The sequence below is a fragment of the Gordonia sp. 34D genome, assembly GCF_056682775.1.
Genome location: NZ_CM155293.1, coordinates 989168 through 1010285, shown reverse-complemented (window position 1 = coordinate 1010285; position 21118 = coordinate 989168). Strand labels below are relative to the sequence as shown.

General features: G+C 62.2%; 23 protein-coding genes and 1 pseudogene. 11 read left to right on the top strand and 13 right to left on the bottom strand.

The window, feature by feature from the left end; translation table 11 throughout:
* Positions 1-9 precede the first annotated feature (9 nt).
* Positions 10-1503, bottom strand: coding sequence for a carboxylesterase/lipase family protein (locus AC1L34_RS04650; RefSeq protein WP_424295941.1), 1494 nt, complete (start codon positions 1501-1503; stop codon positions 10-12).
* A gap of 275 nt (positions 1504-1778) precedes the next feature.
* Between AC1L34_RS04650 and AC1L34_RS04645 the strand changes: the two genes are divergently transcribed.
* A complete protein-coding gene (locus AC1L34_RS04645; RefSeq protein ID WP_480035152.1) occupies positions 1779-3902 on the top strand; it encodes an MMPL family transporter in 2124 nt (707 codons plus the stop codon).
* Here the strand turns inward: AC1L34_RS04645 and AC1L34_RS04640 are convergent.
* The 3 genes and pseudogenes from AC1L34_RS04640 to AC1L34_RS04630 all read right to left on the bottom strand — a co-directional run.
* Positions 3886-4098: a PASTA domain-containing protein gene (locus tag AC1L34_RS04640; RefSeq protein ID WP_480035151.1), complete on the bottom strand. Its 213-nt coding sequence runs from the start codon at positions 4096-4098 to the stop codon at positions 3886-3888. The genes AC1L34_RS04645 and AC1L34_RS04640 overlap by 17 nt on opposite strands.
* A 29-nt stretch (positions 4099-4127) precedes the next feature.
* The gene (locus AC1L34_RS04635) at positions 4128-4364 is read right to left on the bottom strand and encodes a hypothetical protein (protein WP_424295944.1); all 237 of its coding nucleotides are present in this window, start codon (positions 4362-4364) and stop codon (positions 4128-4130) included.
* 30 nt (positions 4365-4394) lie between these two features.
* A pseudogene (locus tag AC1L34_RS04630) lies at positions 4395-4645 on the bottom strand (cholesterol oxidase); the annotation flags it as partial.
* Positions 4646-4909: 264 nt separating this feature from the next.
* Here AC1L34_RS04630 and AC1L34_RS04625 point away from each other — a divergent pair.
* Together AC1L34_RS04625 and AC1L34_RS04620 are read left to right on the top strand one after the other, a co-directional pair.
* Positions 4910-6448: an acetyl-CoA hydrolase/transferase family protein gene (locus AC1L34_RS04625; RefSeq protein ID WP_424295945.1), complete on the top strand. Its 1539-nt coding sequence runs from the start codon at positions 4910-4912 to the stop codon at positions 6446-6448.
* A gap of 352 nt (positions 6449-6800) precedes the next feature.
* Positions 6801-7706, top strand: coding sequence for an alpha/beta fold hydrolase (locus AC1L34_RS04620; protein ID WP_480035150.1), 906 nt, complete (start codon positions 6801-6803; stop codon positions 7704-7706).
* Between the two features lie 36 nt (positions 7707-7742).
* Here AC1L34_RS04620 and AC1L34_RS04615 read toward each other — a convergent pair whose 3' ends face one another.
* From AC1L34_RS04615 to AC1L34_RS04600, 4 genes are all read right to left on the bottom strand, one after another.
* Positions 7743-9251: a protein adenylyltransferase SelO gene (locus tag AC1L34_RS04615; RefSeq protein WP_424295948.1), complete on the bottom strand. Its 1509-nt coding sequence runs from the start codon at positions 9249-9251 to the stop codon at positions 7743-7745.
* Positions 9252-9333: 82 nt separating this feature from the next.
* Complete coding sequence (locus tag AC1L34_RS04610) at positions 9334-10275, bottom strand: oxidoreductase (RefSeq protein ID WP_424322484.1); 942 nt, start codon at positions 10273-10275, stop codon at positions 9334-9336.
* 72 nt (positions 10276-10347) lie between these two features.
* Positions 10348-10821 (bottom strand): hemerythrin domain-containing protein, encoded by a 474-nt coding sequence (locus AC1L34_RS04605; RefSeq protein ID WP_424295952.1) that lies wholly within the window; start codon positions 10819-10821, stop codon positions 10348-10350.
* 108 nt (positions 10822-10929) lie between these two features.
* Positions 10930-11949, bottom strand: coding sequence for an iron-containing redox enzyme family protein (locus AC1L34_RS04600; protein WP_424295954.1), 1020 nt, complete (start codon positions 11947-11949; stop codon positions 10930-10932).
* Between the two features lie 199 nt (positions 11950-12148).
* Between AC1L34_RS04600 and AC1L34_RS04595 the strand changes: the two genes are divergently transcribed.
* From AC1L34_RS04595 to AC1L34_RS04575, 5 genes are all read left to right on the top strand, one after another.
* Positions 12149-12871 (top strand): HemK2/MTQ2 family protein methyltransferase, encoded by a 723-nt coding sequence (locus AC1L34_RS04595; RefSeq protein ID WP_424325123.1) that lies wholly within the window; start codon positions 12149-12151, stop codon positions 12869-12871.
* On the top strand, positions 12861-13067 hold the full coding sequence (locus AC1L34_RS04590; protein WP_424295958.1) for a CDGSH iron-sulfur domain-containing protein: 207 nt from the start codon (positions 12861-12863) through the stop codon (positions 13065-13067). Before AC1L34_RS04595 ends, AC1L34_RS04590 begins: the two co-directional genes overlap by 11 nt.
* A gap of 207 nt (positions 13068-13274) precedes the next feature.
* Complete coding sequence (locus AC1L34_RS04585) at positions 13275-13646, top strand: hypothetical protein (protein WP_424322488.1); 372 nt, start codon at positions 13275-13277, stop codon at positions 13644-13646.
* 43 nt (positions 13647-13689) lie between these two features.
* Positions 13690-13962 (top strand): hypothetical protein, encoded by a 273-nt coding sequence (locus tag AC1L34_RS04580; protein WP_424325681.1) that lies wholly within the window; start codon positions 13690-13692, stop codon positions 13960-13962.
* A 61-nt stretch (positions 13963-14023) separates the two neighbouring features.
* Complete coding sequence (locus AC1L34_RS04575) at positions 14024-14560, top strand: Dps family protein (protein ID WP_424322490.1); 537 nt, start codon at positions 14024-14026, stop codon at positions 14558-14560.
* A gap of 66 nt (positions 14561-14626) precedes the next feature.
* On the opposite strand, the gene AC1L34_RS04570 is transcribed toward AC1L34_RS04575, so the two are convergent.
* The gene (locus AC1L34_RS04570; RefSeq protein WP_424322491.1) at positions 14627-15388 is read right to left on the bottom strand and encodes a SigB/SigF/SigG family RNA polymerase sigma factor; all 762 of its coding nucleotides are present in this window, start codon (positions 15386-15388) and stop codon (positions 14627-14629) included.
* 505 nt (positions 15389-15893) lie between these two features.
* Here AC1L34_RS04570 and AC1L34_RS04565 point away from each other — a divergent pair.
* Positions 15894-16103 carry a CsbD family protein gene (locus AC1L34_RS04565; protein WP_424322492.1) on the top strand — a complete coding sequence of 70 codons (210 nt, stop codon included), beginning with the start codon at positions 15894-15896 and terminating at the stop codon, positions 16101-16103.
* A gap of 201 nt (positions 16104-16304) precedes the next feature.
* Here the strand turns inward: AC1L34_RS04565 and AC1L34_RS04560 are convergent, their stop codons facing one another.
* A complete protein-coding gene (locus AC1L34_RS04560) occupies positions 16305-16736 on the bottom strand; it encodes a nitroreductase/quinone reductase family protein (RefSeq protein WP_424325680.1) in 432 nt (143 codons plus the stop codon).
* 273 nt (positions 16737-17009) lie between these two features.
* On the opposite strand from AC1L34_RS04560, the gene AC1L34_RS04555 reads away from it, so the two are divergent.
* Together AC1L34_RS04555 and AC1L34_RS04550 are read left to right on the top strand one after the other, a co-directional pair.
* Positions 17010-17249, top strand: coding sequence for a hypothetical protein (locus tag AC1L34_RS04555; protein WP_424322494.1), 240 nt, complete (start codon positions 17010-17012; stop codon positions 17247-17249).
* Entirely contained in the window at positions 17250-17615 is a 366-nt protein-coding gene (locus AC1L34_RS04550) for a GNAT family N-acetyltransferase (RefSeq protein WP_424322495.1), read from the top strand.
* 560 nt (positions 17616-18175) lie between these two features.
* Here AC1L34_RS04550 and AC1L34_RS04545 read toward each other — a convergent pair.
* From AC1L34_RS04545 to AC1L34_RS04535, 3 genes are all read right to left on the bottom strand, one after another.
* Positions 18176-19252, bottom strand: a complete 1077-nt coding sequence (locus tag AC1L34_RS04545; protein WP_480035149.1) for a DUF4238 domain-containing protein — start codon at positions 19250-19252, stop codon at positions 18176-18178.
* Positions 19253-19492: 240 nt separating this feature from the next.
* A complete protein-coding gene (locus tag AC1L34_RS04540) occupies positions 19493-20293 on the bottom strand; it encodes an ETEC_3214 domain-containing protein (RefSeq protein WP_480035308.1) in 801 nt (266 codons plus the stop codon).
* 176 nt (positions 20294-20469) lie between these two features.
* Complete coding sequence (locus AC1L34_RS04535) at positions 20470-20931, bottom strand: hypothetical protein (RefSeq protein ID WP_480035148.1); 462 nt, start codon at positions 20929-20931, stop codon at positions 20470-20472.
* Positions 20932-21118: the final 187 nt, after the last annotated feature.

Sequence of the window (21118 nt, the reverse complement as noted above, 5' to 3'; positions counted from 1 at the left end):
GCGAATTGATCAGGGCAGAAGCGGACGGACGGAGGCATAGGCGTCGGCTTGGTCGCGGATGGGAATGTCGTAGACCCGCGAGATCGACGCCGTTGGCTGTTCTCGAGGCCAGCCTGGATCGCCCTCGCTGATGAACGCTGCCGCGGCCTCGTGCACGGCGTCGGCCAGGGACTGCGGCGGGTTGGGGCCCGCAAGCGGACCCAGCGATGGTCCGTCGAGAACGTCGAAGAAGAAGGGCACGTCGAGGCAGTGCCCGGCGAAACCGAAGTGTCCGGACGGCCATGAGAACCGGAAGGTCCACGTCGGCGCCTCACCGCGGGCGTCGACGATCTGCGGAACCGACACGCGGAACATGCGGTCGGACAGGATCCGACCGACAAGCCTGCCCTTACCGTTGGCGACGACATCACGGTTCGCGTCGAGATATCGCTGACGCGCCTGGGTCGGTACCGCAAGGAGTTTCAGGATCGTGCTGGTCGGAACCAGTCGCAGAATGTTCGAGACCATCGGACTCGATGCGACCATGGTGAACTCGTCGTCCGTGGTTCCGAGAACAAGTGGCTTGTCGGCCCCGATGCCAAGCCGGAATGATTCGGTTGCTGGCCGGTGCAGGAGTTCGCCATCAATGACCGGGCCGACGGGTGGACCTTCCTCGAGCGTCGCCCGCAGCATGCCGAAGCTCATGGAAGTGGCCTTTTTCTGCAGCTCGAGCACGTGCTGTTCGGTCACGCTGCGCCAGCCAGCGAGGGTCGGTGCGACCTTCGCGCGCTCGGCCATCGACCGGCCGAATTCCTCGGCTCGGCTGATTTGCCCTTCGGCCACAAACCCCGACATCGCGTAGACACCATGGAAAAGGTGTTGCGCGGCTTCCATCCCGAGCAGTGTCATGACGGCGCCGCCTCCAGCGGATTGGCCGGCGATCGTGACGCGCGATGGGTCACCGCCAAATGCCGCGACGTTTCGTTGAACCCATTCCAGCGCCAGCAGCCAGTCGCGGACACCACGGTTCGCCGGCGCACCATCGATCCATCCGAAGCCGTCGAAGCCGAGGCGGTAGGAGATGGTGACGGTGACGATGCCATCGCGGTTGAAGTTTCGGCCGTCGTACCAGGGGCTTGCCGGCGATCCGGCGAAGAAGCCGCCGCCGTGAATCCACACCATCACCGGCAATGTCTCTGCTGGGTTGAGATCAGGCGTGAAGACGTTGACGTTCAGCGTCGAATCGCCCGGAATCGATGGTTCCGGGATTAGCACGACGCCGTCGGTGGCCCGCTGTGCGGTCGCGCCGTATCTGGACGCGTCGAGGACGCCGTCCCACGGAGCTTTCGGTTCCGGTGCCGCAAAGCGAAGTTCACCGATCGGCGGCTCGGCAAACGGAATCCCGAGGAACGCCGCCGATTGCTTTGCGCCTCGCCCTCCGGTCGTCGGGCGCCACCGCCCGCGGACGATGCCCGAATCGATTTTTACTTCTGGGTGTTGCGTCGATACTTCCGGTGACTCCACACTTCGACCCTATCGACGTCCAACGTCGGGTTGGTGCCAACACTCGATTGCTTCGAACTTTCTTCTCGTGGAGGAATTTTCGACCGCTGGCCCATCCGGATTCGCGAGCGCTACGAACCACCGTGCGACGACGCACGCGGCATCGTCCGACAGAATTGAGCCGCGCGTGAGAGTGTCAAGTAGGCCCGCCGTTGCTATGTCGCCCGTAGAGAGGTCCGACCACCGATGAATTCCTCGTCAGCTGAGTGCATCCGTTTCCGATCGGGGGAGCTCGCATGAGCACGTCCAAGACCGCACGCTGGACCCGTCAGTTGCTTCCGGCTTTGGTCATCATCGGTTGGCTGTTGATCGGTGGCGTTGGCGGACCGCTGATCGGTCAGCTGGCAAGCGTGCAGTCGAACTCGGAAACGTCGTATCTGCCGTCGAGTGCCGAATCGACCCGGGCGGCAGAGTTGCAGAAGCAGTTCGCCGACTCGGAAACGGTGCCCGCAGTGGTCGTAGCTGCTCGCGACGACGACCAGCCCGCGGGCCCCGCAGCGGCGGAGTATCTGCAGTCGCTTCAGGCGTGGTCGTCGACGACCTTTCGCGGCGGCGAACCCGGGCCTCCACCGATTCCGTCTGCCGACGGTCGGGCACTTCAACTCATTGTGCCTGTGCCGACCACCGACATCAGTGAGGAAATATCGACCCTGCGGGAGCACATCAGTGACACCGCACCGGCCGACCTACAGGTGAAGGTTGGTGGACCCGCGGGTCAGGCAGCCGACCTCGGCGAAGCATTCGCCGGGATCGACGGTCTGCTGCTCATCGTCGCCGCGTCAATCGTGTTCATCATTCTCGTCATCGTGTACCGCAGCCCGCTCCTGCCGATCTTTGTGCTTCTCTCTGCGTTGTTTGCGCTGGCCGGGGCCGGGGCCATCGTCTACCTCCTCGCCAAGGCCAATGTTCTGACGCTCAACGGCCAAAGTCAGGGGATCCTCTTTATTTTGGTAATGGGTGCCGCGACCGACTACGCATTGCTGTTTGTTTCCCGCTATCGAGAAGAGCTCCACCTGGATGGGCAGCGGGTTCCAGCGGTAATTCGCGCCTGGCGGGCCACGGTTGCGCCGATCACCGCCTCGGCGGGCACCGTCGTTCTCGGCGTTCTATGCCTGATGTTCTCCGAACTGAATTCCAACCGGAGTCTCGGACCGATCGCGGCAATCGGCATCGTGTCGGCACTTGTTGCCTCGCTGACATTTCTGCCTGCCGTCCTCGCACTGACCGGGCGCACCGCGTTTTGGCCAATGCGTCCGGTCATCACCGGACGCAGCGTGGAAGATGCCGAGGACGATGCCAAGGGCATCTGGTGGACGATCGCCAACAAGGTCGACAAGCATCACACAAAGGTGTGGGTCATCACGGCCCTCGGTTTGGCGGTGTTCGCGGGATTTGCCCCGCAATTCAAGGCGTCGGGGATCCCGCAATCGCAGGTCTTCCTCACCCATGTCGATTCGGCCGACGCGCAGGAAATGCTCAGCGAGCACTTCCCTGGCGGTTCGGGATCACCGGTCCAGATCTTCGCCAAGGTCGACGCCGCACCGGCGGTCGTCGACCAAGTCCAGCAGGTCCCCGGTGTGGCCAACGTGTCTCAGGGGTGGCCCGGATCCGGACCAGCCAAGATCATCGACGGTCGGGTTGCCATCCAGGCAACGCTGGAGACCGCGGCCGACTCCGATGCCTCGGAGGACACTGTCCGACAGATCCGCACGACCGTCCATGCAATCCCGGGTGCCGATGCGGTTGTTGGCGGAACCACGGCCACGCAGATCGACACCCAGGACACCGCGGCCCGCGACCGCAACATCGTGATCCCGCTGGTTTTGCTTGTGGTGTTGATTGTCTTGATTTTGTTGCTGCGAGCTATCGTCGCGCCGGTCCTGCTCTTGCTGACCGTGGTCCTGTCGTTCGCCGCCACACTCGGCATCGGAGCATTGGTCTTCAACCACGTCTTCCACTTCCCGGGGGCGGACCCAACAGTCCCGCTTTTCGCGTTCGTCTTCCTAGTGGCGCTTGGCGTGGATTACAACATCTTCCTCATGACGCGAGTCCGCGAGGAAGCCAAACGGCACGGCACCAGGGAAGGGGTTCGTCGCGGCCTCGCGGTCACGGGAAGTGTCATCACTTCCGCGGGCATTGTTCTGGCTGCTACCTTCTCCGCGCTTGCTGTGATACCGCTGATCTTCCTGGCACAGGTTGCGTTCCTGGTGGCGGTCGGCGTCCTGATCGACACCATCCTGGTCCGTTCAGCCCTCGTGCCCGCCCTGACGCTTCAGATTGGACGGCGGGTCTGGTGGCCGTCAGCGTTGGGAGCCCCCGAACGGGAGGCACCGCCGGAAGCGATCACGAATCGGGAATAGTGACCCGAATGGTGACGGTGGTGCCCCGTGGCACTTGAGAACCTGCTGACGGATCCTGGCTCAGGACGATGCCGCCGGGATCCCCCCGATCGACGGCGGGGACACGGATCACGTTGAGATGCAGGCCAATCGACTCTGCTCCCGGTTCGAACACGTCACCGGTGGCGAAGGTCACCGTGTCACCATCGTTGGCCATCTCCTCGGTATCCCACATCGGTACTGTCACTAGCGGTCCGGCGGCGCATCGGGGGCCGGCGGCTTGAGAACGGGCTTGGTGAATGCACCGCTATCAAAGTTGGTGAAGGTGCACTTGGCGGCATCGCGCGCACAGGCCGAAGCTTGCGTCTGCATGGAATTGACGGCGTCGACAACTCGTTGCTGTTCACTGGCGACAAGCTGCCGGTCGGGGGCGGTGCCATCGGCGTTCTGGAAGTCTTCGAGGTGCTTGAGGTAACGGTCCAATCGTTACGTGGGATCCGGTTAGGAAGGTCCTCAGGCCGGTTCGATCGGCAGTCGTAGGACGCCGAGCGCGCCGTCGGGGACTACGGGGCATTTCGGCGCGAGGGCTGCAGCCGCTGATACGTGTTTCCCAACGGCGGCCGAAGGTCGGTCTCACCCTTGTTTGGCCAGAACGACATCGCCCGCTCTGCTTGCGCGGTGATCGTCAGCGCGGGATTGGCACCGAGGTTGGCGGAGATCGCCGATCCATCGACGACGTGGAGTCCGAGGTGACCGTACAACCGCACCACCGCAGCCCCGGTTTCACCCGCACCGGTGACAACCTGGAAAACACCTTCGGGCCAAGATCCCGACCGCCAAAGAGTGATCGCTGCGAGTTCAGGTCGAGGCCGTTGCCATTCCCTACCGGCCCAGCGCGAGTACCGAACCGAAATCAGTTGTGGTGGTACCGATATCGGCACGGTCGTCGAATCCGTACCACACTCCATTCCCCGCGTATCGCCGATCACTTAAAGTTCGCTGAGGCTCGACGCCTATGATGGAAGTCCATGAGCACGTCTTCGGGCGAATCCCGAATTGCCAATCGCATCCGCAACGCTACCTTTGCGCAGCGCGTCACCTCCGCTGCAGACGCGGTGCGATTTATCAATCCCGGCGACACGGTCGCCATCAGTGGCTTCGCCAGCGGCGGCACCCCCAAGGACACCATTCCGGCGCTCGCAGATCGCATCCGGGACGCCCGTGCTGGCGGATCCGACTTCACCATCAACCTCCTGACCGGCGCGTCGGTGTCTGCCTCGACGGAACGCATGCTGTCCGAGGTCGAAGGCATTGGGTTGCGGATGCCGTATCAGTCGGAGCCCACCGCACGTCAGCGGATCAACCGCGGCCAGATGGAATACGTCGACATCCACCTCTCGCACGTCGCGCAGCAGGTGTGGCAGGGGTACTACGGCCACGTCAACGTTGCGATTGTCGAAGTCGCGGGCATCACCGAGTCGGGCGAACTGATCCCCTCGGCATCCATCGGTAATAACAAGACGTGGCTCGACGTCGCCGATAAAATCATCCTCGAGGTGAACTCGTGGGTGCCCGCCGAACTGGAGGGTATTCACGACGTCTACTACGGCACTGCGCTCCCACCGAATCGCAAGCCCATCCAAATCACCCGTGTCGATGACCGCATCGGCCAGACCACCTACCGGGTGGACCCAGCCAAGGTCGTAGCGGTCGTCGAAACCCACGCCCGTGACGCGGCAAGCGAACTAACAATGCCAGACGCCGTTAGCGAAGCCATTGCCGGGCACGTCCTCGACTTCTTCGCCTACGAAGTGCGCGCCGGACGACTGCCGGCCGACACGCTCCTACCGCTGCAGGCTGGCATCGGCAACGTCGCCAACGCTGTACTCGGCGGCCTCGACCGAGGCGGCTACAAGAACCTGACTTGCTACTCGGAGGTTCTTCAAGACAGCATGCTCGCCCTCATCAAGGACGGCACCGTCGCACATGCGTCGTCAACTTCGCTCGCGCTCAGCGAAGCCGGGTTGGAGGAATTCGTCGCGAACATCGATACGTACCGCAACCACATCACGTTGCGGCCGCAGGAGATCAGCAATCATCCCGAGGTGGTCCGTCGTCTCGGCGTGATCGCGATGAACGGGATGCTCGAGGCAGATATCTACGGCAACGTGAACTCGACTCACGTCATGGGAACCAAGATCATGAATGGCATCGGCGGCTCCGGTGACTTCGCCCGCAACGGCTACGTCTCGATGTTCTTGAGTCCGTCCACCGCACGCGGTGGTTCGATCTCGGCGATCGTCCCCATGTCACCGCACGTCGACCATTCAGAGCACGACACGCAGGTGATCGTCACAGAGCAGGGACTCGCCGACCTTCGCGGCCTGTCGCCTCGACGCCGCGCCCGCGCGATCATCGACAATTGCGCGCACCCGGACTACAAGCCACTGCTCGACGACTACTTTGCCCGCGCGGAGGCACTACCTGATGCCGGGCAGACTCCGCACCTGCTGGGTGAGGCCTTTAGCCTCCACCAGCGCTACCAGGAGACCGGCTCAATGCGCTGACCCGCCGCCTTCTCGCCACGGTGAAAGATGCCGGAGCCGGGCTGGCACCACAATAATGGGCAAAGCTCGCTAAACGTCGCACCGGATCGCGACGATGAACTAGATTTCTGCCATGAATCCACGAAGTGGCGCCCGCGTTCTGTCCATTCTCGCGGCGAGTCTTGCTCTGGCGGTTCCGACTATCGCGTTCCCCGCTTTGAGTCCGTCAGCCCACGCGAAGCCTGCCGCCCCCGGGACCCTCCTGGAAAGCTCGCCTTTACTAGCAAACTTGTCGTTGCCGTCCGCGGCCAGCGCTCAAAAAATGACGTATCAAACGAAGGGGCCGCACGGGCTCACCCCGAGCACGGGGGTATTGTATCAGCCTGCAGGAACGCCGCCCACGGGCGGTTGGCCCGTGGTGGTGTGGGCTCACGGCACGGTAGGCGACTCCGACTTCGACGCACCGTCGCGCACCGGTGAACACCCCGCAACCAGTGCCTACGTGGATGGCTGGCTCAAGCGCGGCTACGCGGTGGCCGCCCCGGACTATATCGGCATGGGTTCGCCCGGCATCGCCCCGTACTTGAATTGTCGAGTGGTCGCTCGAACGGTCATTGATTCGGTCCGGGCCGCACATAATCTCTCCAACGCGCTCGCGGACCGCTGGGTGGTCGTGGGGCTTTCTCAAGGTGGGCAAGCGGCGATGTGCACCGCCAACCTGGTTGACAATTACGCACCGGAACTGGACTACCGTGGTGCCGTCGCGCAGGGAGTGCCGTCGAACATCGAGACGCTCGCACCACTCGGCGGACCCTGGTTTCCGCCGGCAGGGATCTTCGCAGGTTTGACGAATTTCATGACTTTCGCCATCGCCGGTCTGCGCGATTCCCGGCGCGACCTCGACGTGAATGCCTATTTGACGCCGTTGGGTCGACGACTCGTCGACGCCGCACCGCGGATGTCGTACGCCGAGTTCGCGAAGCTCTCAGCCGGGCATTCAGTCGCGGAAATGCTTTCCCGCTCGCTCGCCGACCCCGTGGTCATCAACGCGCTGCGGGACTATCTCGGGATCCCCACGACCGGGTACACAAAGCCAATCATGCTGGTACAAGGAGCCAAGGACCTGGTGGTACCGATCCCGTTGACGCTCAAGCTGGTCGCGGACCTCAACTTGGCGGGCACCCACCCCGACTTCCGCGTGGTCGACGCCGACCACATCGGTTCCGTGTACGCGGCGGAAGCGGCTGCGGCGACCTTCGTCAAGCGGGCGCTGAAGTAAACCGCAATTGCCGGTGGTGTCGCCCCGCCACGCTCGTCACGTGCCGCAGAAGGTCTGGAAGCCCGCACTGAAGGAATCCGGCGCCGGATCCACGAGATCGATCCATTCCGGGCGGCTGACAAAGGGATGGGTGACCGCGTCGAGTAGGCGTAGGAACGGAGCCAGGTCGCCGTCAGTGGCAGCTCGGAGCGCCTCATCGAGCAGGTGATTTCGCGGAATGTATGCGGGGTTAACTCCGTCCATTCGCGCGGCGGTCTGCTGCTCGTCCAAAGCACAGCTACCCAGCGCTGCCCGCCATCGGCTCACCCACGACCTAGTCGCTTCCCGAGGGATCAAGACGTCAAGAGAGTCGGGGTTACCGCGGAGCTCGTCGGCCAGTGCACGGAAGGTCCCCGTCCAATCAGCGCGGTGGTCGTGCATCAGGGTCAGCAAGTCGTCGAGGAGAGCGCGGTCAAAGGCGATGTCAGCAACGCCAAGTTTGGCGGCCAACCCAGCGGTGAGACGCGCATCGTAGAGTTCGTCGAAGGTGTTGAGCGTGGCGGTCGCTGCTGCGATTGCCGTATCGGGGTCGGGGGACAACAGCGTCAGGATCGACTCGGCAAATCGTGCCAAGTTCCACTTCAACACGCTTGGCTGGTTCCCAAGTCGGTATCGGCCACCGTGGTCGATGGAACTGAACAAGGCATCGGGGTCGTAGGCATCGATGAAGGCACAGGGCCCATAGTCGATGGTCTCCCCGGAAATGGTGGTGTTGTCGGTGTTCATCACGCCGTGGACAAATCCGACGAGCATCCACTGCGCCACCAGTGCCGCCTGCCGCTCGACGACCGCCTCCAGGAATGCCAGGTACCGATTGTCTGTACCGGTCTCCGCCAAGCTGGTGAGCTCGGGGTAGTGCCGATTGATCGCATAGTCGGCGAGGGGCTGCAGCAGATCCCGATGGCGTGCGGCAAGTTCGAACGTTCCGACCCGCAGGTGGCTGGCAGCGACTCGCGCCAGCACCGCTCCCGGTTCGGCGCCGCTCCGCTGGACGTTGCGCCCGGTGGCCACAACCGACAGCGATCTGGTGGTGGGGATACCGAGCGCATTCATCGCTTCGCTCACAAGGTACTCGCGCAGCATTGGACCAACAACAGCGAAGCCGTCACCACCCCGCGAAAACGGTGTACGCCCGGAGCCCTTCAACTGCAGATCCACCCGATTGCCGTCGACGTCGATGAGTTCGCCAAGCAGCAGGGCCCGCCCGTCACCGAGGATGGGCGCGTAGCCACCGAACTGGTGACCTGCGTAGGCGGTCGCCACGGGCGTCGCATCGGCGGGGCTCGCAGCACCGGAAAGGAGTGCGATGCCGTCGTCGGTGCGCAAGATCGAAGCGTCCAACTCGAGTGCTTCCGCGAGATGCTGATTCAGCACGAGAAGCTTTGGGTCGGGGACCTCCGCGCCTTGCCACGACACCGTCATCGGTGCGAGCGCCTCGGCGAATGAGTTCTCAAAACCGACGATCGCGGTGCTGGTTTGGGTGGGGGAGTTTGCTTCGGCGGTCACACGTCCCAGGGTAGTCAGTTTTTCTTAATACCCGTGTGGCCGTGTGTGGGGTCGCGTCGAACGTCGTTGACGTCCGCGACTGTTACGGGTAGGCGATACCGGTGCGTTTCTCGGCAAGTGCCCATAGGTGTTGACCAACGACCGCGTCGTGGACAGCGTCGCTGCCGGTGACCAACACCGGGGACCCTGTGAACTGGAACGGACCTGACGGGCCGAAGTACTCTGAGCCCACGGCTGCTGGATCGGTGGCAGCTCGCAGCGCGGGAAGGGCTCCGGTCGCGGCGTCGTTGACGAACAGGCGCAGCAGCGGCCAGGTCAGTTTGCTGTGGTACGCACGCTGGACGAAGGTATTTCGTTCGCGCATGACGCCTGTCCGCGCGGCCCCGGGGTGCGCGGCGAGTGAGATGGCCGCCGACCCGATTGCGGTGAATCGGCGATCGAGTTCGGCCGCAAAAATCAGCTGAGCGAATTTGGCTTCGGCGTATGCCTGCATTGGCCTGCGTGTGGTGCCGAGTCCGAGGTTTTCGGGATGGATGGTCCTCGAGCGATGGGCGAGGCTACCGACGGTCACCACCCGCGCGGCCGGAGCTCGGAGCAGGCTGTCACTGAGCCGTCCGATTAGGGCATAGTGCCCGAGGACGATTGCCGCGAAGCACTGTTCGAGCCCATCGGCGTTCGTGATCACTTCGGTCGGGATGTAACCGGCATTCGCCACGATGATGTCAATAGTCGAGTTTGCGGCGTTGATACCGTCGGCGCAACGTCGGATTGACTCCGGATCTGCGAGATCGAGCGGCACGACGACGATGTCGGCATCGGGCAATTCGTCGAGGATCTCCTCGCGAGCAGCATTGGCGGTACTCGCCGTGCGGCAGGCCATGATGACCGTCGCTCCGAGTCGCGCGAGTCCCCGCGCCGTTTCGAATCCGATGCCCGAGTTGGCTCCGGTCACGATTGCGACGCGCCCCGTCTGGTCGGGTGCGTCGGCGAGCGTCCAGCGCGCACGATCGCGTCTGCGAGCCACTCGGCGTCTCCTGTCATTGAGGTGAGTGCGACCTCCGCGGTTCGGCATGATCACGCTACAGGAGGGGAGGGGTCAAGATTTGAGCAGGTCACGACCCGGATGAGCGTTTCGCCAGGCGGTCATCGCGGCGTCCCACTGGTGCCCGTCGAGCGTGGTTACCGACGCGGGGAACAAGGCATCCTCTTCCTTGGCGATGTGCTCATGGAGGTCGAACACTTCTTGGCGAAACCGTTTCTGATCGGCCGATTCGGCCAGGTCCATCGAGCGTAGAAAATCGTCGAGTTCGCGATGCTCAACGACCAGTGGATCGATGTACGGTGCGAACTCGTCTCCACTAATGAGGAGCTGTGCAAAGAGCCCGTCTTCCTCACCGTGCCAATGCGACTGCAGTACCGCCGCCAGCTCAGCGGCAAGTTCCGCGGCACGGCGGTGATCTCCGGCGTCGAGCGCTCGAACCGCATCGCCGGCGAGGTTGACCGCCTCTTCGTGCTCGGCCGTGTAATCGCGGAGCAGTGGCATATCGCGGCAACCGCAGTATTGACACATGGCGAAACCTCTCGACATCGACGGACAGTCACACCTGGCGATACCTCGACTCTAAGCCAATCGGGTTCGCGAAACACGTGTCCAGCGACGGTGACAACACCGTCGAAATCACCGCTGCGGTCCCATCACAGATCTACCCGCCCCCCAGGCATCAAGGAAGGCAGCATCGAGCCGTTCTTCGACCACTTGAAGGGCACCGATGCCGAACAACACATCCGCCTCAAGCCACGGTTCGTCGGCCACCAGTGGCGCGACGACCTGGTCGCGCATCACTTGCTCGTGGACTGCGTCGGCCTCGACGTGCTCACGGTAGAAATGCCGGGCCTCCTCTGGTGCGCCGATGCGCTCCAAGCCAGCTACCAAGCGGGCCGAGCCGAGGGGAGAGGTCATCTCGGTGGCAGCGAAATGACCGATGGTCGCACCACGTAGCGACCGGCGAAGCCCAAAGCACGACATCAGGTTTACCGGTGCTAGGACCTCAGCCGGCGCGACATCCAGGTAGCCGAGGTAGCTGTCGTCGAGTTGCATTGATAACAAGAGGTCGCCAAACAGTTCCTGATGGACGCGGTCGGCACGACCTGCGCCGTACTCGTCGAATTCGACCGCGACGAACGCAGCCTTCGATGCACCTCGCAGCCGGGGAATCGCCCAAGCGTGCGGGTCCGCCTCCTTCAAGTGATAAATCGACCGGGCCGTGAAGTAGTCGCGAAACTCATCTTCGGTGCCGTGTCGTGCAAGTTGGTCGGAAGCACCCGTCGGCACCATGCGGGCCAGTTCCCCAAGCTCGGCGTCGGCGGTGCCAGCCTCAGACAACGGCGGCGAGATCTGACCTTTGATGGCCGCAAGGAACAGATCTTCGATGCGGATACGTACGTCAATCACCACCGGATCCCATTCGCAGTCCCGGCCGGCGTCCGACCATCCGCGGTAGTGCAACTCCTGGCACAAGGTCAACGACAGTTGAGCGTCCTCGCCCCAAGGGTCGAGATCATCGGGGACTTCAACCCGAGTCAGCGCGCTGCCGGACTTCGCGCGGATCACGTCGATCAGGCGCTCGGACACCGGTCCACGCGGGGCGGGCAGCTTTGCCTGCGCTACGCGCAACGAGGCGACTTGTTGTGGGGACACCTACTTCACCTAGCTTTCCTCAGTTAGAGCTCCGAATACCCCGCCTCGCACCAACTCAAACATCCGCCGACTGCGGGACTCCTGCCGCGGGCGACGGCACTGAGGTTTGATGGCACGCCCGTTTGGGTAATCCGTGACAGCACCACGCGAGAGGCGCACGATCGTCGCCGTCTCGTACCGAGGGCAGGAGGCCCCGATTATGGAAAAGTCCACGCTGGCCCCACACCGTTCCGCCGATCCCGTAGACGAGGACCGCAACGGGCTGGTCTACCGTCCGCAGGACGACACATCTCTGCTGATTGACGCACTCCGCGACATCGACCTGCGTGGCGCGCGGACAGTGGATCTGTGCTCCGGTTCGGGTGCGGTTGCGGTAAGCGCGGCACTCGGCGGAGCCGCTGTTACCGCCGTCGATTCTTGCCCCCGGGCGATCGCCGCCACTAGTCAGGCCGCCGCCACTGCCGGAGTCATATTGGACGTCGTCTGTGCCGACCTCGCAGACATCGCGGGCCAGACCTTTGACCTGATCACTTGCAATCCTCCTTATGTCCCCACGCCACCGGGAACTGAATTGTCGGCTCCCGGACCGAATCACGCTTGGAATGCGGGTCCCGATGGACGGGATGTGCTCGACGTGGTGTGCGCGCTGATCCCCGGCCTACTCGCCGATCGGGGTGCCGCCTTCATCGTGCAGTCCGCGCTCGCCGGCGGCGATCAGACGGTCACGGCTCTGCGCGCTGCTGGCTTGCGTGCGAGTGTGGTTCGTGAGCGCGCGATCGCCTTCGGTCCAGTTCTGCGGTCGCGCCGAAAAGAGCTCGTAGACGCCGGCCTTCTCGATCCGACGACCGACCTTGAGTCCATCGTGGTCATTCGCGCCGACCGCACTGCGGACAGTCAGCGAGGTGGGCGTCATGAGCGCTAAGAACGGAGCGAGACGAGTGCGCGTTGTTGCGAAAGGGCCGATCCTCGTGGAAGGTCCCGTGGACGTCGAACGATCGGACGGAACGACACTTCATTGCGACCGTTTTCAGGTCGCGATTTGCGCCTGCGGATTAAGCACTACGCCGCCGCTGTGCGACGCCAGCCATCGTCGAATTCTACGGCGTCGACGCGACTGACTTGAAGAAAACGCCCTTCAGCAGCGCATTGTTTCATAAGTATGCCGTCGGGTACCCGACTAGTCGTGGTGCAGAAGCATCCATTCGAGTTTGACCTGTCAACGAACCTAACGGAGCAGAAGGGAGGGCCCTCATGGCCACATCTGACATCTGCGGAAGCGCTAATGACGCCGCGCACCTCATCTCCATACCGCCGGGGAGTCCGTCATGAGCACCGATCAGACACCCGGATCCGGCGACTCGGTTCCACACGACCCGGTCCACGCGCACGCAGCCGAGCACAGCCTGCGCCGGCTCAAGATCGCTGGCCTGGTGGGCTACGGTTTCCTGTTGGCTGCGGTGGCCTTGGTCGGCATCACCCTGGCCGCAGCCGCGTTCGACTCAGCATTGACCCCTTGGGTTGTCGCGACCATAGCGTGCAGCGTGATCGGCCTGGGATTCATCGCGGCCGTTCGCGTCACGCTGACAAGACATCCAGCCCACGACCGACCTCAGCACGATCCCCTCATCCCTGAGGTCACCGAGGAAGAGGCCGTGACCTACGAACGTAACCACGGCCGTCCCGACCTGTTGCGATGACCTGCACCACCCGTGTGGAACGACAATGTCTCAGGAGGACTTCATGGCACACATCGATTCGAGCGAGATCAAGATCGATCAGTCACGCATGACCGTACTCGTCGCCGACGGCTCAATCCTCGCCGTACCGCTTACGGCGCGAGTCGACACCGACACCGGCGAGGTCACCTTTCACACCGATCCCGCTGGCCTGACCTCAGCGGCCCGCACCGGTCCGAATCGACGCGAACCCTCGGATCCGGGCACGGCCGACGATCCGTCCCACGGGGCGGTCGTCGCCCCGTCGCCGACTTCTCTCACGCACCGCGACGCCTGATCGAGTCGCTGCGTAGACCCACGCGCACCGCAAGTGGCCGCACTACACGAAGGAGCCAAGCATGCCCACCCACAGGACAATCATCGAACAGCACGACGCGGACCGATTGATCGAACTGCTACAGATCCGACTCAGCGCACTGAACGACCTCCACTTGACGCTTAAGCACGTCCATTGGAACGTCGTGGGGCCCAATTTCATCGGTGTCCACCAGATGATCGATCCCCAGGTCGAGACGGTGCGAGGCTTCGCCGACGTTCTCGCAGAACGCATCGCCGCACTCGGTGGGGCACCGTCCGGTACACCGAGCGCCATCGAGCGGGACCGGACCTGGGATGACTACAGCCTGGGCCGAGACACGGTCGAGGCCCATTTGGCGGCTCTCGACATCGTGTACGACGGCGTCATCGCTTCCCACCGCGCCACGATCGACACCGCAGGAAAGATCGACCCGGTCACGGAGGACATTTTGATCGGTCAGACAGGCGACCTCGAACAGTTCCAGTGGTTCCTGAGGGCTCACCTAGAAGATCCACGCGGTCACCTCCCGCACTCGTCGGAGTCCACCGAGGCGGGTGCCGCAGCGGCGGTTCGCTGATCGCGATGTCGTTGGAACGGCCGGCCCGGCCGTTCTCGTCGCAGCGACGCACGCAGCGGCGTCCGATCAGGCCGAGACCAGTTGGCACTTCAGTTGTGCTATCGACTGCCGGAGTAGGCGCGAAACATGCATCTGCGACATTCCTGTCCGCTTCGCGATGGCGCTCTGCGACAGGTCTTCAAAGTAGCGGAGCGCCAGAATACGACGTTCGCGGGTGGGCAAAGTCGCGAGGGCGGGATTGAGCTCGAGGGTGTCCTCAACCAGATCGAATCCGGGGTCTTCTCGACCGAGCAGATCAATCGTGGCCGTGTCGTCGTACCCTCGCGCTGGAGCATCCAGCGGCACGGTCGTTGATGCCGCCCCTACGAGGCGCGCCTCGTCGATCTCACGGACGTCCACGCCAAGATCTGCCGCGAGCTCTGCTCGGGAAGGGGACCTGCCAAGGCATTGCGTCAGTTGCTCTTCCGCGTTACCGAGTCGCAAAGCCAATTCCTTAGCTCGGCGCGGTGTCCGCACCGTGGTCGTGCGGTCTCGGAAATGCTTGCGAAGCTCGCCCGTGATGGTTGGCACGGCAAACGAGAGAAACGCCGAGCCCCGCAACGGGTCGAACCTATCGACCGCCTGGACAAGTCCCAGACAGGCCACCTGGAGTAGTTCTTCATGGCTCTCACCTCGTCCCGAGTAGCGTTGCGCGATGTGCTTAGCCAGTGGCATACACGCAACTATTGCCTCGGTGCGGAGGGCGTCCCGGCGAACTGGCTGTTCAGCCGCTAACTCGGCCCGCTCTGCAAGTAGGTCGCCTACGTAGCCGTATTCGTTATCGTCCATCTTCGAACTCCTTCTACCGCCGACCGCCCTAGGAGCGGGTACGTACTCGTCGTCCCAGCTGTGCGGTGATATGAAGGCCCATGCGTTATACGCATCCTCGGGGCATCGAACTCGGTTCGTGGTTGAACTGAGTTCCCCAAGGCTACGCCCTGCCAGAACTTCGAGCACGAATTCTTCGAGGTTCCTTATGGCCATGATCCCGATGCTTGGCATTGGCTACGCGGTCAGGGGACGGCTCGCTCGATGTTTCATTGCACTGAAACTGGGTACCCCAAAATTGGCCGGTTACACGACGCAGGGACTACGGGCGATCGTGATCGCCTGCCGGACAGGCGGTAGATCATGATCCGATTCCCCAGGCAGTGACTCAATCGGCGTCGGTGACGCGGAGCAGAAACCGAAAACGGGCCTTCTCGATAAACGAATCACCGCGCCGCCTTGCACACTGTTCGCCGCGCCAACCAAGCAGACAAGATTCAAACCGAATTCATACCGGGAGGAACCAATGAGCTTTTCCGACAGCGCCCAGAATAAAGCCGAGGAACTGAAGGGGCGAGCTAAGGAAGCCGCTGGCGCAGCCACCAACGACGACAATCTAAAGCGCGACGGGCAGGCCGACCGAAGTGAAGCCACCGCCAAGCAGAAGATCTCCGAGGCCGCCGACAAAGTAAAGGAAGGCGCCGAATCCGTCAAGAAGAAATTGACAGGACACTGACGCGATGCCGAGATGCCCGTCGCTCATAGCGAGCGACGGGCATTTCGGGGCCAACACCACCACTCAGGCGGCCGATACCTCGACGGTAAGCCGATCGGACGCATGTCTTCGCGAAACCGACGGCGGCCACTGGAGGTAGGGGAGGGCTGCTGCGGCATCGGGCCGTCTCAACGGCCGCGGGGCAGTTAACCCGAAAATTGCCTACCGCTCATAGCTGAGCGCGAGCACTGGGATCGTCCGAATGCCGTCAGTCTTCTTCTCGTAATCGGCGAAACCTGGGTAGCGCCGCGCCTGTTCGGCAAAGATTCGGTCGCGGGAATCGCCGGTGATCTCGGTGACTGTCACCTCGTGGGTTTCGGTTCCGATCTCGATGGTGGCTTTACCCGCGGTCGTCAGGTTGTAGTACCAACCGGGATTGGACGGCGCGCCGCCTTTCGACGCAAACACGTAGACGGTGGAAGGATCGCTTTCATCGGCCAAATACATCATCGGGGAGACATTCTGCTTGCCGCTTTTGCGACCCTGATGATGGACCAAAACCATTGGGGCACCTTCGAAATTGCCGCCGACTCGGCCGTCATTTGCCCGGAATTCGTTAACAATCTGAGAGTTCCAGTCCTGCGGTGCACTCATCGTTCTCTCCTAGGGTTCTCACTTGCTGTCTGCGTCACGGCGACGTCAACCAAGCGAACGCGACAGCCCTTTGCGGTCTAGAACCATCTTGTTTGCTCGATAATTCCCGCGGGTAGCATCGATCTGTGCGGCCACATTTGGCTACCTGCAGTCCATGCTGCGGTGGAGTAGCCCGACTCTGCGGGAGCGAAGGCACCCACTGCGGTGTGCGCAGCCAGGATCAGGCGGCTAACAGCGCTGCCAACGGGGAATCCAACGGAACGCACGACCTGATTGACGATCATCGAGGCTGCAGTCTGGTCGGGCGGAGTCACCGCGAGGATTGCTTGCGGCATTACTGCAGAGAAGGCACCGACACCGAATCCCAGCAGCTTGGTCGAGGAAATATCCACCCAGACGATTGAGATCGCCGCTGGATCAGCATTCAAAGACCTCGGTATGGACCTCGTCGCGGGCGACGACCCCATCCCGCCGGAGAGTCTGCGCGAATACCTGGTGGCCTGTCGCTCGTGAGTGGCCGTCGACAACACCCAAACGGTCGTGGGCTACTTAATTGCCGACGTCGTCGACGGTTGCGGACATGTCGAACAAGTCTCTGTCGATCCAAAATTCCGTGGCCATCGGATTGGTCGATCCCTGATCGAAGCCTGTTCCGATTGGGCCTGTCAACAGAATCTTCCGGTACTAACGCTGACAACCTATCGTGAGGTTCCTTGGAACGGCCCGTACTACGAGCGCCTGGGATTCAGCTACCTCGCTCAACAGACTCCGGGACTCAAGCGCATTCGACAAAGCGAAGTCGAAGCAGGGTTGGACGCATGGCCTCGAACCTGCATGCATCGCAGTGTCAATCCCAGTATCACCGATACGTCACTGTGACGTTATTAGGCGGAGGCGAGTAACTGCGCTACCGCGACGCAAGCTCAAGAGTGGGGCGCCGATTGGTCGCCAGCGCGAGCGCAAACACCACCCGGTGACTCAATTGAACTCGACGACCATTCCGATCGGCCCGTTGTGGATATCCGGGCCGCCGAAGTTGCATCCGTCCGCACGGGAACTGGCAAATCACGGGCACCAAACTACAGTTTGGCAATTCGACCAACAGTTTCACCCACACTGTGAACGAGCCGGGGGAGGGGCGGGGGTCGGCACCGTGACCTGCGACTCGCCATTCCGAGTAACAGCCAAGCTCCCGCGATCGCGTCGAATGTGGTGGCGAACGTTCGTCGCAGCATGAAGCTACGAGGTGTCGCCGACGACGCGAGTTCCACGACCCGCAGCCTGAAGCGGTGTCGAACAACGGGACACCTTTCGACAGTGTCGAAGCCCGATTCTCGGTACGGCAGATCAGCAACCGTAGCCAACAAAGAGCGGCGCCATGATCGGCGCCGCCAGACCATCGTCCAGGTACGCGGACCGCGATCAGGTGCCTCGTTGGATCATTCGAACCAGCGTGGCACCGGCCACGGCGGCGGGTTGTCGTGGTACGCCCACCGATTCCGCGGTGTGGCTAGCCGCCGCATCAGCTCGATGGCGTCGTCAACAGACATCTCGGTGTAGTCGGGGGCAGTACTTGGTCGGCGTGCTGGAACGCCAGCAGACTCGACGACGGTATCGCTCGGTCGTTCGAACGCCGTTTTCGCTGCGTTGGCGACTATTTCGAGGTTCAGATTGTGAGTCTCGTCGTGGTCCAACAGACATCGTCCGCGATGCTGCAGCCGCGGATGTGACATGACCAGAACTCGCTCCGGACTGAGAGGGTAGACGACGACACCGCTAAGGCCTACGCCGACGTTGATGTTTCGTGGATACCAGGGGCCCGCAATCGCGATCACCGGCTCATCACAAGTCACCAAATCGTCCTCAGTGTCGTAGATGGCCCATCGGCGCCCGAACAACATGCCAGCTGTTACGTTTCGGACGTCCTCGATCATCATTCGGATCGCACCAGCCTTTTGATCAGGCAATTGGTTCTGCATTGACTGCTCTATCTGGAGTGGCGTTGCGGTTGGCATGATCCGTTCGAGCATGGGCCGCTTGATCGAGTCGGGAGCGTTGGCGATGACCAGAGAGCATCGGCGCGCGTCCACGGTGCGTCGATGCTGTAGCCCAAGGAACACTGCCAAGTCTCGTTTGACGGAGGGCGTACTGACCGGGCCAGCCGGCCCTGCATTTAGGTCGGCAATGTGCCGGGCAGCAGAGTTTTCGATGCGTGAGAGGTAGGTCTCCACCCACAGCGGTGAAGTGTCAGCGGAGTCAGCGCCATCAGGGACCGTGTAGAAGTCACGCTCGAAGGCGACGCTCTTGGTGGAAAGCGGACGCTTTGCACGCCCGGTGTCGACATCGACGGCCTTCACCACCCCGTCGATCGCCCAGTAGCGAAGGTGGAACTCCGGCACGAAGTGGTGCCGACGGGCCGTCTCGCCGGCCGCCAGAGAACGCGACTCCTCAACAAATGCCTCACTGAGCCACGGGTGATCGAAACGATAGGCGGAGATAATCCGGTTGATGTCCATCGTGTCTGAATTGTACAGGTGGGGCCCGACAGAATTCGGTGACGCCAGCGACTTGCTCGGCTGGCGACTTCGTCGTCCCATTGAACCGCTGGGATGATTTGACCGCGCCTCGACCCCGTGCCGTGTCGCGTCGAGCATTCTTGACGAGCGCTGTCGCGGCTGCAGCGGCAGGGGCTGCGGCGGCAACTACAGGTCCCTAAATCGATGGCCGCCCATTCTTGCACCTACGGTGCAGGAATTTCAATTCTTCGACACAAGGCGCGCAATCATTCTTTTCAAGTAATTTCTCATCCGGCGTCGTGAAGGCCTTCGCGACCTACCGAACGAGACATCGAGTCGAACAATGTCCTCATCGGCGCCCAAGACTTCCCTCGCCATAAAATCGTCGAGAAGCGTTGGCGGGCATCTTGGCCCAAGTACAGTTAGTGAATTGATTGTCAACATAGCAACATTAGGCGCATTATCGCTCGACTCCCCATAAGTGCCATCGGCATACTCATAAGCACCTTCGAAGTTGTCCCAAATTCCGTAACCACATTGGTTGAAGGACAGCCAGTAATGCTGGTATCCGCCCGGGTTGCCGAAGTAGAAGTGTTGGATGTAGCCATAGCGCCTCGCGCCGATCCATCGGCGTTGGCCGCTGCGGCGAGATATGAGTTCTGAGCTGACTTCTCCGAACCTACTCCGACCTAGCGTGAGTTGAGTGTTTCCGAATGTCAAATTCTCTGTGGAATATCGAAGTTGTTGCTCTGTGATCGTTATCGTGAATGCGATAACGGAATCTTCGAGGATATCGACTGCTACCCATGCGCCAGGGAGTCGGTAGAGCCGTTCATCGGTTAGCTCTCGACGATGAACGAACTTTGGGGTACCGAGAAGTTCGTCGATAAAGCGCGCTGAGACACCGCATGCTAGTTGATCGAGCAATTTTGTTTGACTCCTGCGGAGACCAATCGTCTTGTGCCAAGTCGCGACAACGAACTTCCCAGCTCCAATAAGAGCGGCGAAGATCGATGCGGTCGCTGCGGCGGCGGCTAGCATTGACAGCATGTGAGTCGCCCCTCGGTTTGGTGCGCTCTATCCGTCCGCTCATCCGACATTGAGGTTCCACGAACTTCTGATGCGGGAAGTGGACCGTGAGCGATTCATGTTAGCAGCGTATGACGCTCGACCCACAGCCGCGCAGAAATCTCCTCCACGCACTTCAGAGTCAAATTCTACTCACCCCGCCCAGCCAGCCCATGTACGTCCTGTGTACCCAGGACCTCAGCGAAAGCCACCTGCAAACAGCCACAGTCCAGTCGGCAGGCCCAGAGGTTCCGATCTTCCGCCTGATCAATCCTGCTGTCCCGATAGGGGAGGGATTGGTCCGTCCGGCACACTTCGTACCGGGCGTGGACGTCCGAGTAGGCGCCGTCGAGGCCGATGACGCGGTCGCGAACAGCGCGCTGCGCTAGATCCCACGGCATCGGAGCGTCGAGGAGGACCGAGACTGCCTGCAGGTACAGGTTCGACCCCCACATCTGGTTGCCGTGTTGCTGGCCCAGCCACTCACCAGCGAGTGCACGTTCGAGAAGTGTCCGTAGAGTCTCGGGTGTCGGTGTCAGTTCAGGGCTTCGCAGCGAGAGTCCTCGCAGGTAGGCTGCGATGGTGCGGTAGACGCAGTTTTTTGTCGGCATGGATCGAATGCCAGCCGCCTTTCGGCCGGAGAACGCCTTGAATGTCGCATTCACATTCGAGGGTCACTCCGGTTCCACCTGCGAAACTCAGCTGTGACCATGCGACGCGATGCCAGCCGTCGCCCGGCGGGACGTGCTGAATCACGGTCGAACCCGGCACCTTCTTCGCGATTTCGTCCAACCGCGA